At 29.5% G+C, this 14,494-nt stretch carries 12 protein-coding genes; 10 read left to right on the top strand and 2 right to left on the bottom strand.

Going from position 1 to position 14,494, the window contains the following annotated elements; genetic code table 11:
• The first annotated feature begins 84 nt into the window (after positions 1-84).
• The 4 genes from AB1Z17_RS08835 (at position 85) to AB1Z17_RS08820 (ending at position 4,616) form a co-directional block, all read left to right on the top strand.
• The gene (locus AB1Z17_RS08835) at positions 85-1,269 is read left to right on the top strand and encodes an acetyl-CoA C-acyltransferase (RefSeq protein WP_368051441.1); all 1,185 of its coding nucleotides are present in this window, start codon (positions 85-87) and stop codon (positions 1,267-1,269) included.
• A 14-nt stretch (positions 1,270-1,283) separates the two neighbouring features.
• On the top strand, positions 1,284-3,077 hold the full coding sequence (locus AB1Z17_RS08830; protein ID WP_368051440.1) for an acyl-CoA dehydrogenase family protein: 1,794 nt from the start codon (positions 1,284-1,286) through the stop codon (positions 3,075-3,077).
• A gap of 167 nt (positions 3,078-3,244) precedes the next feature.
• Positions 3,245-3,655: a hypothetical protein gene (locus AB1Z17_RS08825; protein WP_368051439.1), complete on the top strand. Its 411-nt coding sequence runs from the start codon at positions 3,245-3,247 to the stop codon at positions 3,653-3,655.
• Positions 3,656-3,854: 199 nt separating this feature from the next.
• Entirely contained in the window at positions 3,855-4,616 is a 762-nt protein-coding gene (locus AB1Z17_RS08820) for an MBL fold metallo-hydrolase (protein ID WP_368051438.1), read from the top strand.
• 136 nt (positions 4,617-4,752) lie between these two features.
• Here AB1Z17_RS08820 and AB1Z17_RS08815 read toward each other — a convergent pair whose 3' ends face one another.
• Complete coding sequence (locus tag AB1Z17_RS08815) at positions 4,753-6,027, bottom strand: DUF2851 family protein (RefSeq protein ID WP_368051437.1); 1,275 nt, start codon at positions 6,025-6,027, stop codon at positions 4,753-4,755.
• 116 nt (positions 6,028-6,143) lie between these two features.
• Between AB1Z17_RS08815 and AB1Z17_RS08810 the strand changes: the two genes are divergently transcribed.
• The 4 genes from AB1Z17_RS08810 to AB1Z17_RS08795 all read left to right on the top strand — a co-directional run bounded on the left by AB1Z17_RS08810 (position 6,144) and on the right by AB1Z17_RS08795 (position 12,682).
• Positions 6,144-6,779: an NAD(P)H-dependent oxidoreductase gene (locus tag AB1Z17_RS08810; RefSeq protein WP_368051436.1), complete on the top strand. Its 636-nt coding sequence runs from the start codon at positions 6,144-6,146 to the stop codon at positions 6,777-6,779.
• A 19-nt stretch (positions 6,780-6,798) separates the two neighbouring features.
• The gene (locus AB1Z17_RS08805) at positions 6,799-8,256 is read left to right on the top strand and encodes an aminoacyl-histidine dipeptidase (protein WP_368051435.1); all 1,458 of its coding nucleotides are present in this window, start codon (positions 6,799-6,801) and stop codon (positions 8,254-8,256) included.
• 247 nt (positions 8,257-8,503) lie between these two features.
• The gene (locus AB1Z17_RS08800) at positions 8,504-11,689 is read left to right on the top strand and encodes a S41 family peptidase (RefSeq protein WP_368051434.1); all 3,186 of its coding nucleotides are present in this window, start codon (positions 8,504-8,506) and stop codon (positions 11,687-11,689) included.
• A 60-nt stretch (positions 11,690-11,749) separates the two neighbouring features.
• Positions 11,750-12,682, top strand: coding sequence for a peptidylprolyl isomerase (locus tag AB1Z17_RS08795; protein WP_368051433.1), 933 nt, complete (start codon positions 11,750-11,752; stop codon positions 12,680-12,682).
• Between the two features lie 145 nt (positions 12,683-12,827).
• Here AB1Z17_RS08795 and AB1Z17_RS08790 read toward each other — a convergent pair whose 3' ends face one another.
• Complete coding sequence (locus AB1Z17_RS08790) at positions 12,828-13,082, bottom strand: hypothetical protein (RefSeq protein WP_368051432.1); 255 nt, start codon at positions 13,080-13,082, stop codon at positions 12,828-12,830.
• A 166-nt stretch (positions 13,083-13,248) separates the two neighbouring features.
• On the opposite strand from AB1Z17_RS08790, the gene AB1Z17_RS08785 reads away from it, so the two are divergent.
• Both AB1Z17_RS08785 and AB1Z17_RS08780 read left to right on the top strand, forming a co-directional pair.
• A complete protein-coding gene (locus AB1Z17_RS08785) occupies positions 13,249-13,944 on the top strand; it encodes a Crp/Fnr family transcriptional regulator (protein ID WP_368051431.1) in 696 nt (231 codons plus the stop codon).
• Between the two features lie 84 nt (positions 13,945-14,028).
• The coding region (locus AB1Z17_RS08780) for a tetratricopeptide repeat protein (RefSeq protein ID WP_368051430.1) at positions 14,029-14,494 on the top strand (466 nt) is incomplete at its 3' end.

Raw genomic sequence — 14,494 nt, 5'->3', positions numbered from 1 at the left:
ACGGTGGTTGAGCGAAGACAAAACCATTTAATAAAACTCACATAAAACTAACAACCAAAAACTAACAACTAAAAACTAGAATACATGAAAACAGCATATATAGTACAAGGATATAGAACGGCAGTTGGAAAAGCGCCACGTGGAGTTTTTAGGTTTAAAAGACCTGATGAACTTGCCGCAGAAACTATAGAACATTTATTAAAAGATATTCCACAGTTAGATAAGAAAAGAATTGACGATGTAATTGTTGGAAACGCAATGCCTGAAGCCGAACAAGGTTTAAATATGGGACGTTTAATTTCTTTAATGGGGTTAAAAATTGATGATGTTCCAGGAATGACAGTGAACCGTTATTGTGCCTCAGGATTAGAAACTGTAAGTATTGCCGTAGCAAAAATCCAGTCTGGAATGGCTGACTGTATTATTGCAGGTGGTGTGGAAAGTATGAGTTACATTCCAATGGGAGGTTATCGACCTGTTCCAAATTACAAATCGGCTAAAGAAGGTCACGAAGATTATTATTGGGGAATGGGATTGACTGCTGAAGCAGTTGCGCAACAATTTAAAGTATCTCGTGAAGATCAAGATGAATTTGCTTTTAAATCTCATATGAAAGCTTTAGAAGCACAAACAAATGAAACTTTTAATGATGATATTGTTCCAATCACTGTTGAAAATATCTTTTTAGATGAAAACGGTAAAAAGCAAACAAAAAATTATACAGTTTCTACTGATGAAGGACCACGTAAAGGAACTTCAATTGAAGCATTATCAAAATTACGACCAGTATTTGCCCAAGGTGGAAGTGTAACAGCTGGTAATTCTTCTCAAATGAGTGATGGAGCAGCATTTTTATTAGTAATGAGTGAAGAAATGGTTAAAGAATTAAATATAGAGCCCATTGCTCGTATGGTTTCTTTTGCTGCGGTTGGTGTAGAACCACGAATTATGGGAATTGGTCCAGTAAAAGCAATTCCAAAGGCATTAAAACAAGCAAATTTAACTTTAAACGATATCGATTTAATTGAATTAAACGAAGCTTTCGCATCACAATCATTAGCGGTTATGAGAGAACTTAATATAAATCAAGATATAGTAAATGTAAATGGTGGAGCAATTGCTTTAGGTCACCCACTTGGTTGTACTGGAGCAAAATTATCTGTACAATTGTTTAATGAAATGAGACGACGTAAAAACAAATATGGTATAGTAACTATGTGTGTTGGTACTGGTCAAGGTGCTGCTGGGGTTTATGAATTATTAAAATAAAACTTATCAAATAAATGGCAACAATAAAAGGAGGAGAATTCCTAATCAAAGAAATTAAAGCAGAAGAAATTTTTATTTCAGAAGAGTTTAATGAAGAACAAAAAATGATGAAAGAAGCGGTTATAGAATTTATAGACCGCGAAGTATGGCCTGAAAGAGAACGTTTCGAAAATAAAGATTACGCACTTACTGAAGAAATAATGCGTAAAGCTGGAGAAATGGGATTTTTAGGAGTTTCAATTCCTGAAAAATATGGAGGAATTGGAATGGGATTTGTTTCAACAATGTTGGTGACAGACTATATTTCGTCTGCGACTGGCTCAGTGGGTACTGCTTTTGGTGCACACACTGGTATTGGAACTATGCCAATTTTCTTATATGGAACCGAAGATCAAAAAAATAAGTATTTACCTCTTTTAACTTCAGGAGAAAAATTTGGAGCATATTGTTTAACAGAACCGGGTGCTGGTAGTGATGCTAATTCTGGAAAAACAACTGCAGAATTAACTGCCGATGGAAAACATTATAAAATTAACGGACAAAAAATGTGGATTTCAAACGCAGGTTTTGCTGAAATTTTTATTGTTTTTGCGCGTATTGAAAATGATAAAAACATCACAGCCTTTATCATGGAATTTGACAAAGAAAATCCAAATGGAGTTACTTTGGGTGAAGAAGAAAACAAGTTAGGAATCACCTCATCTTCAACACGTCAGGTGTTTTTTAGTGATACATTAATTCCTGTAGAAAATATGCTTTCTGAAAGAGGAAAAGGTTTTAAAATAGCTTTAAACTCTTTAAATGTTGGTCGTATTAAATTGGGAGCAGCGTGTTTAGATGCAAGTAGAAGAATAATTACAGAATCTGTTAAATACGGAAACGAACGTAAACAATTTAAAACTGTTATTTCTAATTTTGGTGCTATTCAGAAAAAATATGCCGAAATGAGCGCCAAAACATTTACTATTGATGCTGCTTGTTACCGAGCTGCAAAAGATATTCAGAATATGATTGATGATGGTTTGGCAGCAGGAAAATCTCATCAAGATGCTGAATTGGCTGCTTTTCAAGAATATGCAATAGAATGTGCTATTATTAAAGTATATGCTTCAGAGGTTTCTCAATTTGTATCAGATGAAGGTATTCAAATATTTGGTGGTATGGGATTCTCAAAAGATACGCCGATGGAAAGTGCCTGGAGAGATGCTAGAATTACTAGAATTTATGAAGGAACTAACGAAATAAACAGACTTTTAACAGTTGGAATGTTATTAAAAAAAGCAATGAAAGGCGAAATTGATGTGATAACTCCAGCTACAGAAGTTGGAAATAGCCTTATGGGAATTCCTTCCTTTGATGTGCCAGACTTTTCAGATTTATTGTCTGAAGAAAAAGCAATGGTTGCAAAGTTGAAAAAAGCATTTTTAATGGTTGCTGGAAAAGCTGTGCAAACTTATGGAATGGAATTAGAAAGTCACCAACAATTAATTTTAGCTGCTGCAGAAGTTATGATAGAAGTTTATATGGCTGAATCTGCAATTTTAAAAGCTGAAAAAATTGCCAAATTAACTTCAGAAACAGCAGCTGAATGTCAAATTGCAATGGCAAAACTTAACTTATTTAACGCTGTTGAAAAATCTGCAAGTATGGGGAAAGAAGCGATTCTTTACTTTTCTGAAGGAGACGAACAACGAATGATGCTTATGGGATTAAAACGTTTTACAAAATATGTAAACAATCCAAACCCTATTAAATTAAGAAAAATAATAGCAACAAAAGTTATTGCTGAAAACAAATATTGTTTCTAAAAACAACACTAATTCAATCAATTTAATTACGTTAAAAAGCTGCAACAAAAAGTTGTAGCTTTTTTTTATGCACATTTATAGTAAAGATTTTAATTATTTTGTAACTTTAATATGGATTTCAACTACCACTTCTAACCCAATTAATTAATCACTTAAATACGTAGATTATGAAAAAAAACATTGGAATTTGGATAGACTCAAAACAAGCTATTATTATTCGGCTATCAAACAATGGTGAACATTTCATTAAAAAAATTGAATCAAAAATTGAAACCAGAGTTCGTGTTCCCGGCGAATCTAAAAAATTTGGAAGATTTGGAGGGCAGTACACTACTTATGAAAAGAATAGGTTAAATAAAAAAAACGAACAAGTAAATAGTTTTATTAAAGAATTATTTAAAGAAATTGAAAATTGCAATGCTCTTGTAATATTTGGACCCGCTAAAATGAAAAAAATCTTAGAAAAAGAAATTAGAAATAATATGCAATTTTCAGGAAAAATTTTAGGTGTTCATAATTCAGATTTACTTACTGAAAATCAAATGATTGCTTGGGTTAAAGATTATTATAATAATTAATTTGTCTCTTAAACAATTTTAGAATTTGGCATGATTTTAGTAATCATTAATAAATAGTATATTTATAACCATCATTTTAATTTAATTTTTTGAAACAAGCATGCTAAAAAGTTTATCATTTAATGAAATGGTAAATAACAAATCTTCCTGTCCGGCAGACAAGGCAGCATGTGACAACTAAAAAACAAAACATAGATACATGAAAATTAGTAGTTCTTTTATTGCAATTATAATATTTATAAGCGGAAATATTTTTGCGCAACAACCAGTTCTTGACATTCTTAAAACCTCTAAAGGAACTTTAAAAATTCAACCAATATTACACGGAAGCCTTATTTTAACACATAATAACAACACTATTTTTGTAGATCCTTATGGAGGTTCGATTTTGTATAAAAATCAGAAATCTCCTGATATTATTTTAATAACAGATATTCATGGCGATCATTTAGATCAGAAAACATTAGATAGTATCAATACTTCAAAATGTATTTTTATTGTTCCCCAAGCGGTTGCGGATAAATTACCAAAAAAATATGCTTCGCAAATAGTTATTTTGAATAATGGTCAAGGTGTGCATAGAATGGATTATTTTATACAAGCAATTCCAATGTATAATTTACCAGAAGTTGCAGATTCAAAACATCCAAAAGGAAGAGGGAATGGTTATATTTTAACAATTGAAAACGAGCGAATTTATATTTCTGGAGATACAGAAGATATTGAAGAAATGAGAAAACTTCAAAATATTGATATTGCTTTTTTATGTATGAATTTACCTTTTACTATGGGTATTAATCAGGCAGCGAGTGCCGTTTTAGAATTTAAGCCAACAATTGTATATCCCTATCATTATAGAGGAAGCAATGGTTTTAGTGATGTTGCTGAATTTAAAAAATTAGTGAATTCACAAAATAATACTATTGATGTGCGCTTGAGAGATTGGTATCCGAAAAAATAGATTTTTTATATCCTTTTCATTCCTTGAAAAGAAAGAACCTAATTAATCTATTCATTATAAAAATGGATTCCTGTCTTCACAGGATAACGAATATGCATGAGTTGCCACTATTAGTGATCTTCAGTAACAATCTAATTTAAAACTTATTCAAAATAGTTTTTCCAATTGCACATTGTAAACATAATTGTTTGCTGCAATATTCATTTTTTAATTGCAACAATGCCTGAGTTTTAAAAGCATTAGGACTCTTGATTTTTAAATCGTTATATTTAGAAATGATACTGTTCTTTTCTGGCTTAATGTTTTCAAGAATGTTGAGCAAAGAACTATAATCGCTTTTTCCTAAACTTTTTAAATGCACAAATTTTAATGGAATTATGGTGTTTATTAAAATTAAATCTATAAACGATTTGGTAAGTTTTTTGGTGCTTTTTTTAGATTCCTTTTCAAAAGTAAAATGAGTTTCCCAAAAAGGTAATGTTGAAACTTCAAACAAGCTGTAAAATAATTCTAGCGACTCAATTTCAATTATTTTTGAAAACAAGTTTTGATATTTATTATATAAAAATGCTAATTGAGACAATCTTATTGTTGGAAAGTTATTTGGACGCAATCTAAAAAATTGCACTTGCCTACCTAAAATAGGAGTTAATTTAAACTTAATCTTTAAATATTCATATTCCTTTTTTAATTTTTCAAAATAAACAGATTCGTTTTCGTTTGAGAGTAATCCTGCTTGTCCAAAAAACAAAGCCTCTAATTGTTCTACATTATTTGAAACTTTTCTAACTATTGAAAAATCAAAAGTGTTTGCAAAATTTAAAAAAGCATCTCCGTTTATTTTTAATCCAAAACTTTTTGCCAACAACATAAATAAGGTGGCTTCCCAATTGTTTTTGTTTGCAGCCAATATTTCAAGAATTATAGTTGATTTTTGCTCTAATCGTTCAAAATATAAGCGTTCTAACCAATTATCAAAAATAAAAGAATCTATAGATTGTATTTCATTTTCACAATTTATCCATTTTTTGTTTTTACTAAAAAGCTGATTGTAACTAATTAAAACTTCTTTTGAAATGTAATTTTTTAATTCTAACGTTGCAATTTTAGCGTTGTTTTCTCTAAAAATTTCAACATCGTGTTCCCAAACAACATGAAGTATTACAGCATCATAATTTTTGTCTGTTTCGTGATTATGTTTGTACCAATCAGAGGAATTTATATGAATTTCAATATTTCCACCCCAAACCTGATTTTCAATTTCAATTTTTGCATTTAAAAAATCTGGACCTGTATTTAAATTGTGAATTCCATTAGAAATAATATGAATTATTTCTCCATTGGTAGATTTTAAATTATTTACAGAAAATAATTTAAGCTTCCATAAAAAATGTAATAAGTTTTCGTTCATAGCAATAATTTACTTTATAAATGTAAAAATTAACTTTAACTTATGAAAATAGGACACCAATCTTACTTAATTTTTAAGTTTTTTAAAGTAAATTTGTACGACCAAATTTATTGAAAATGAATATTATTAATAGTTTAGAATGGAGATACGCAACAAAGAAGTTTAATCCATCTAAAAAATTATCAAATCAACAAATAAATACTTTAAAAAACGCATTTAATTTAACGCCAACTTCATTTGGGCTTCAGCCTGTAAAAATGATTGTTATATGTGATAAAGAATTGCAAGAAAAATTTGTTGAACATTCTTATTACCAACGTCAGGTTGCAGATGCTTCCCATTTATTGGTTTTGTGTATTGAAGATGACACAACTTCAGAAGACATTAATGCATATTTTGACTTAGAGAAAAAAGTAAGAAATATTGATGAGTCTGTTATTGCTGGTTTTAGAAAACAGTTAATTGATATGTATAAGAATAAATCTATTGAAGAAAGACAACTTTCTGCTATTTACCAAACTTATATTATATTAGGTAATTTAATGACGGTTTGTGCAGTAGAAAAAATAGATGCAATTCCGATGGAAGGTTTTGTTCCTGAAAAAATAGATGCACTTTTAAATTTAAAAGAGAAAAATTTAAAATCAGTTTTATTGCTTCCAGTTGGTTTTAGAGCAGATGATGATGTTATGAGCGAAATGAAAAAAGTTCGCAAACCATTAAAAGAAACAATTATAGAAATTATTAAATAAAACCCAATAAATATTGATTATGAGTACTGATATTAGAACACTAGAACCTAAAGAACTTTGGAATAATTTTGCAGATTTAAATGCTGTTCCAAGAGGTTCAAAAAAAGAAGAACGCGTTATACAATTTATGGTTGATTTTGGAAATAATTTAAACCTTGAAACTATTGTTGATCCTGTTGGCAATGTTATTATAAAAAAGCCAGCCTCTAAAGGAATGGAAAATCGTAAAACCATTGTAATGCAATCGCATTTAGATATGGTGCATCAAAAAAATTCTGATACCGTTTTTGATTTCGATACAGAAGGAATTAAAATGAAAATTGAAGGCGATTGGGTAAAAGCAGAAGGTACCACTTTAGGTGCAGATAATGGTTTAGGTGTTGCAGCAATAATGGCAGTTTTGGCATCTAAAGAAATTAAACATCCTGCTATTGAAGCCTTGTTCACTATAGATGAAGAAACTGGTATGACCGGTGCAATGGGCTTGCAAGCTGGATATTTAGATGGTGAAATTCTATTAAATTTAGATACTGAGGAAGATGACGAAATTGATATAGGCTGTGCTGGTGGAGTTGATATTACAATAGAAAACTCTTATAATGAAGTACATACACCAACAAATAGTATCGGTTATACCTTAGCTGTAACTGGTTTAAACGGAGGTCATTCTGGTATGGATATTCATAGAGGTTTAGGAAATGCTAATAAAATAATGAACCGTGTTTTATATACAGTTCAAGACTATATTCGTATTTCTGAAATTAATGGAGGTAGTTTACGGAATGCAATTCCAAGAGAAAGTTTTGCAATAATTTCTGTGTACAATTCTCAAAAAGATGTTTTCTTAAAAACTTTAAAAAGGATTACTAAAGAAATTAAAAAAGAACTCAAAACTATTGATCCAAATTTAGAAATTATAGCTGAAAAAGCTACTTTGCCTAATAAAGTAATGACAGCTATTAGCCAAACTACATTATTAAAGACTATTTATGCAGCTCATAATGGTGTTTACAGAATGAGTAACGATATGGAAGGTTTAGTTGAAACATCTAACAATATTGCACGTGTTATTGTTAAAAATGAACTTATTAAAATACTTTGTTTAACAAGATCATCTGTAGAAACTTCTAAAACAGATTTAGCCAATGCTATAACAGCAACATTTGAATTGGCAGGTTACGATGTTTCTTTATCTGGTTCGTATCCTGGTTGGAAACCAAATGTAGATTCACAAATACTAAATGTTTTAACTGAAACTTACGAAAAACTATTTAAAAGTAAAGCAGATGTTGTTGCGTGCCACGCTGGTTTAGAATGTGGTATTTTAGGAACTAATTATCCTGAAATGGATATGATTTCTTTCGGTCCAACAATTCAAGGGGCTCACTCACCTGATGAAAGAGCAAATATAAAATCTAGTCAAAAATTTTGGAAATTTTTACTTGAAATTTTAGAAAATATTCCTGTAAAAAATTAAGAATATTAAATACTACAAAATCAGTTTTAATATTGGTTTTGTAAAATATTTTAACTCCGCTAAGCTGTTATTAAATGCCTAGCGGAGTTTTTTTTATGAAACTTATAAAAAAAATACAATCGCTTAACATTTTAAAAGCAACACAATTTTAACAAATTTATAAGATTTCCTGTTTTATAATTTATAGTAACTTTAAAGTTTATTATATGTTGTCAATTATTAACCAAATTTAACTCTAAATTTTATTATGCAATTTTTAAAAGCAACTTTAAACTTACTGCTATTATGTGTTACATTCTTTAGTCATTCTCAATCAGCAGAAACCTATTTTACGCAGCATCCTACTTTAGCTCCCGACGCTGAATTTATTATATTTAGTTACGATAGTGATTTATGGAAAGTTACTACAGAAGGCGGAAATGCACAAAGATTGACTGCAATGCAAGGCAATGAAACAAACCCAAGTATCTCTCCAGATGGAAAATGGGTAGCTTTTTCTAGCAATCAGTTTGGAAATAGTGATGTATACATTATGCCAATAAACGGTGGAACAATTACACAATTAACATTTCACGACAGTAATGATGAAGTGAGTTCCTGGAGTTGGGATAATTCAAAAATATATTTTACCTCAGGTAGGTACAACAATGTTACAACCTATAGTGTAAATATAAATGGAGGAACACCTGAAAGAGTTTTCGATCACTATTTTAATACGATCCATAATGTAATTGAAAACCCTTTAAATGATGAGATTTATTTTAACGAATCTTGGGAAAGTGGACGTTTTGCACATAGAAAACGTTATAAAGGTGATTACAATCCAGATATAAAATCGTACAATACAACAACTAAAGAATTTAAAAAATATACAACCTATAGAGGAAAAGATTTTGGTGTAACTTTTGATGAAAGTGGAAACTTATATTTTAAATCTGACGAAGCAAATGATGAATACAATTTATATACGCTTCAAAATGGAGAAAAAAAACAATTAACATCTTTTGAAACTTCTATAATGTGGCCAAAAGTAAGTGCTAACGGAAAAAAAATTGTTTTCAGAAAAGATTATCAAATTCATGTGTATGATGTTGCTTCGGGAAAAACTTCAAAACCAGTTATTAATATTATTAAAAATAATACGTTAGAAAAAGAACAATCTTACATAATAAAAGGAAAAATAAGCAATTTTGATGTTTCTTCAGATGAGAAAAAAATGGCGTTTGTATCCAGAGGAAAATTATTTATTTCAGATATTGAAGGGAAATTTGTAAAAGAAATTAAAACCAACCCAAATGAAGCTGTACAAGAAGTAAAATGGTTAAAAAACAATAAAACATTATTGTACTCACAATCTTATAAAGGGTATTACAATTGGTTTACAGTTAATGCAGAAGGAATTTCGAAAGAAAAACAATTAACCAAAACTTCTAAAAACAACCGTCAAATTACATTCAATAGCGATTTGTCAAAAGGAGTCTATTTAAGTGGTCGAAACGAAATTTGTTTACTCGATTTAGCTACATTTAAAAGTGAAGTTATTGTAAATGATGAACTTTGGGCATTCAACAATTCTAATCCATATTTTTCTCCAGACGATAATTATGTAATCTACAACGCCTACAGAGATTTTGAAACAGATGTTTTTACTTACAATATCAGTTTAAAAAGAATAGATAATTTAACAAATACAAAAGTTTCTGAATCTGAACCAATTTGGTCTCCGGACGGTAAATATGTATATTTTTCTTCAGATAGGTTACAACCTAGTTACCCTTTTGGAACAACAAATTCTAAAATTTATCAAATGGCATTAGATAAATTTGAAGCTCCTTTTAAATTAGAAGAAGTTTCTAAACTATTTAAAGAAGATGATAAAAATGCTGACAAGAAAGATTCAAAAGATAAAAAAGATGACAATGAAGAAGACAAAAAAGAGGAATCTAAAAAAGAACTTCCAAAAGTAACTATCAATACAAATGGATTGATGGATCGCTTAACGCAAATTAGTCCAAGTTTTGGACAACAACAAAGTCCTTCAATTATAACAAAAGATAAAAAAACCTACATACTTTATATCTCTAATCATAGCGAAGGGAAACCTCAACTTTGGAAAACTATTATAGAGCCTTTTGAAAAAAATAAAACGGAACAACTAAGTGATAAAACAATTAGAAATTATCAATTAGTACAAGCTAAAAAAAACAGCTATATTTTAGTTAGTGGAACCATAAACACCTTAGATGTTGCAGTAAATAAACTAAAAGAAATTACCATTGATTCTAAGTTTGAAAAATCGTTGTCTAAAGAATTTACTCAAATGTATTATGAAGCTTGGGCTGGAATGGAAGAGAATTTTTATAATGAAAATTTTCATGGTCAAGATTGGCAAAAACTGAGAGATCAATATGCTGCTTATCTTCCATTTATTACAAGTAGAGCGCAATTAAGACTTATTTTTAACGATATGTTGGGAGAATTAAACACTTCTCATTTCGGGTTTAGTTCAAACGGAAAAGAAGAAGACGTCTTTTATGGAACTCGTTCTTTGGCTACTGGAATTAATTTCGAAAATAAAAACCCTTTTACAGTTAGCAGTATTGTAAAAGAGAGTCCTGTAGATATTACAGGGAAAAATCTTAGAAAAGGAGATAAACTTGTGGCTGTTAATGGAGAAAAAGTAAACACCTATAAAAACAGAGAACATTATTTTACAGCTCCTTCATTTTTAAGTGAAGTAACCTTAACTTTTGAAAGAAATGGCTCAAAATTTAATGTAAATATTCATCCGTCTTCTAGTGGAAATATTAGAAATTTAATATATGATGAATGGCAAGATGAAAACCAACAATATGTAGATACTAAATCGAATAATCGAATTGCCTATATTCATATGAAAAATATGGGTGGTGGTGAATTACAAAAATTTAAAGAAGATTTAGTTTCAAGCAAAGAAGCCGATAAAGATGCTTTAATTCTAGATTTACGTTACAATACTGGTGGAAACGTGCATGATGAAGTATTACGCTTTTTAAGTCAGAGAACCTACTTAAACTGGAAATATAGAGAAGGTAAATTGGCAAAACAATCTAATTTTGGATATTCGGATAAACCAATTGTGTTGTTAATAAATGAACAATCTTTATCTGATGCTGAAATGACTGCCGCTGGATTTAAAGAACTGGGCTTAGGGAAAATTATTGGAACAGAAACGTATAGATGGATAATTTTTACTTCAGGAAAAGGATTGGTAGATGGTTCATTTTATAGATTGCCTTCTTGGGGATGTTACACATTAGATGGTAAAAATTTAGAAACTGAAGGTGTAAGTCCTGATATTTATGTTGAAGAAAATTTTAAAGACCGTTTAACTGGAAAACAACCTCAACTTGATAAAGCTATTGAAGTAATTTTAAATGAGTTGAATAAGTAACTGGATTACTTTCATATAAAATGAAAGCATGTATCTTTGCACTTTAAAAAAAATAAGAAAATGAATAACGGATTATACGCAAAATTTAACACCTCTAAAGGTGCTATTTTAGTAAACTTAGAATTTGAAAAAACACCTGGTACAGTTGGTAACTTTGTTGCACTGGCAGAAGGTAATTTAGAAAACAATTCAAAACCACAAGGAAAACCTTACTACAACGGATTAAAATTTCACAGAGTTATTGCTGACTTTATGATTCAAGGAGGTTGTCCACTAGGAACAGGAACGGGTTCTCCAGGTTATAGCTTTGATGATGAATTTCATCCGGATTTAAAACATGATGCTCCTGGTATTTTGTCTATGGCAAACTCTGGACCAGCTTCAAACGGAAGTCAGTTTTTTATTACGCACGTTGCAACTCCTTGGTTAGACAACAAACATACTGTTTTTGGTAAAGTTATTGAAGGACAAGATGTAGTTGATGCAATTGCACAAAATGATATTTTAGAATCTCTTGAAATTATTAGAGTTGGTGAAGCTGCCGAAAAGTTTAATGCTGTTGAAGCATTTAGAGTTTTTGAAGGTTCTAGAGCTAAAAGAGAAGAAGAAGCTAAAGAAGCTATGAAAGCACAAATGGATAAAATTGCTGCCGGATATGATGAAACTCCAAGCGGGTTACGTTATAAAATTTTACAAGAAGGTAATGGTAAAAAAGCTGAAAAAGGAAACATGGTTTCTGTACATTATAAAGGTCAGTTATTAGACGGGCAAGTTTTTGATTCTTCTTACCAACGCAAACAACCAATTGATTTTACTATTGGTGTTGGACAAGTAATTCCAGGTTGGGATGAAGGTATTCAATTGCTAAAAGTTGGAGACAAAGCACGTATGGTAATTCCATCTAATTTAGCTTATGGTAGCCAAGGTGCTGGTGGAGTTATTCCTCCAGATGCAACCTTAATTTTTGATGTTGAGTTGGTAGCTGTAAAATAATTTACTTCTTAAATAATTAAAGAGGTTGTTTGAAAAGTAAAATTTTCGAACAACCTCTTTTTTAAAAATAACTCCAATTAATACTACAAATTAAATCAAGAATATGAAATATAAAACACCAATTTTATTGAAAAAAAACAATCCACTAACACAAGCGTTTTCTATTTCTAATAAACATTTTTACTTCAAAAAATAACATAATTACAAATGCTAAAACTGAAATTGTAAGAACAACCTTTCCTATGGTACAAAAAGTACATTCATAAAAATTATCTGTAGATCCAATTAAACTACTTGTACATCCAACTGCAATCATAATTATATAATCTACAAATGCAATTATTGGAAGAATTACTAACGATTTTAAAGCGATATCTTTCATAATAAATAAACTTAACATTAAACAATAATTTTTAGAACATAAAAAGGTGTAAGTTCTAGTTTAATTACCTTAGTATAAAGGTACTTTTTAACCTGTTCATAAAATAGTTTGTTTCAAAGGTGTATTTAACTAAGAATGATGTAATTTTACATTCCATTAGATGTAGAATTTTATATTTTTAACTATGCCTGATTTTATAAATAAAAAAACAGCATTTAATTTTGAATTTTTAGACGCAAAAGCTTGTTTAAACAACCTAACTGAAAAGGAACAAAATGAATTGCTTGAAAACAAAAACGATATTGAATTTGAACCTGGAGAAATTATTATTAAAAGAGGAATTGCTGTTAGCCATGTATTGTATTTAATTGATGGTTTAGCAAAAATTGAAATTGTTAATGATGGCAAAACAACTACGCTTGGCTTAATTCAATCGCATTCTTTTATTGGTATTATTTGTTGCTTTGCTTTTGAAAATTTTGATTTTACCGCAACTGCTCTTGAAAAAACAAAAGTAGGTTTTATAGATAAAGCCACTTTTGAAAAATTTATTAAAACAAACGGGAATTTTGCATTAGATTTAATTAGACACATGTCTGGTGCTTCAAATGGTTTATATCATAGAATTACTACCTTATCTCAAAAAAATATTGATGGCGCTTTATCCATAGTTCTGCTTGATTTTGCTAAAATTTATAATAGTAATTCCTACTCGATTCCTATGGTTAGAAAAGACCTTGCTAATATGTTAGGATATTCTAAAGAAAGTGTTATTAACACATTATCAAAATTCAATAAAGAAAAAATTATTAAAGTTTCAGATAGAAAAATTGAAATATTAAATGTTAAAAAACTGAAACAAATTGGTAAATTAGGATAAATTATTGTTACAAATAAGGTTTAAAGGCGTCTAAAAATTAACTGTTAGAAGTTATATTTATAAATATTATCAATTTATTCAACAATGAAAATTCAACAACTATTTTTATGCATCCTATCAATTATTGTTGTTAGTTGCACTACTTCAACTAATAATGAGGCGTTTATAAAAAAGACAACCGGAAGATACTTATATAATTCTGATGAAATAATTGAAGTTTATTTTGATAACCAAAAGTTGTTTTTAAAATGGCGAGGCGCTACTTCTTTAGAACCTTTAAGCGTAGGTGAAGAGACTTTTTTTGTAAAAGAAATGAATGAAAAGATTCAATTTTTAACAAATCCAGAAAACCAACTCACCTATATGGTCTTAGTTCCAAAAACTGTAAATGATACACTTCAATACAATTTTAGAAAACTAACGCAAAACGAAAAAATTCCAAGTGAATATTTAAAAGATAATAATTTTGAAAAGGCCCTGGAAGGCTATTTAAAAATTAAAAAAATTGATTCTTTAGATGCAAGCCTAAATGAAAATAACTTTAATAGTT

This window comes from Lutibacter sp. (genome assembly GCF_040883305.1).
Classification (GTDB): domain Bacteria; phylum Bacteroidota; class Bacteroidia; order Flavobacteriales; family Flavobacteriaceae; genus Lutibacter.
Note: the sequence above shows the minus strand (reverse complement) of the source record. Positions and strands in the feature narration are given on the sequence as shown.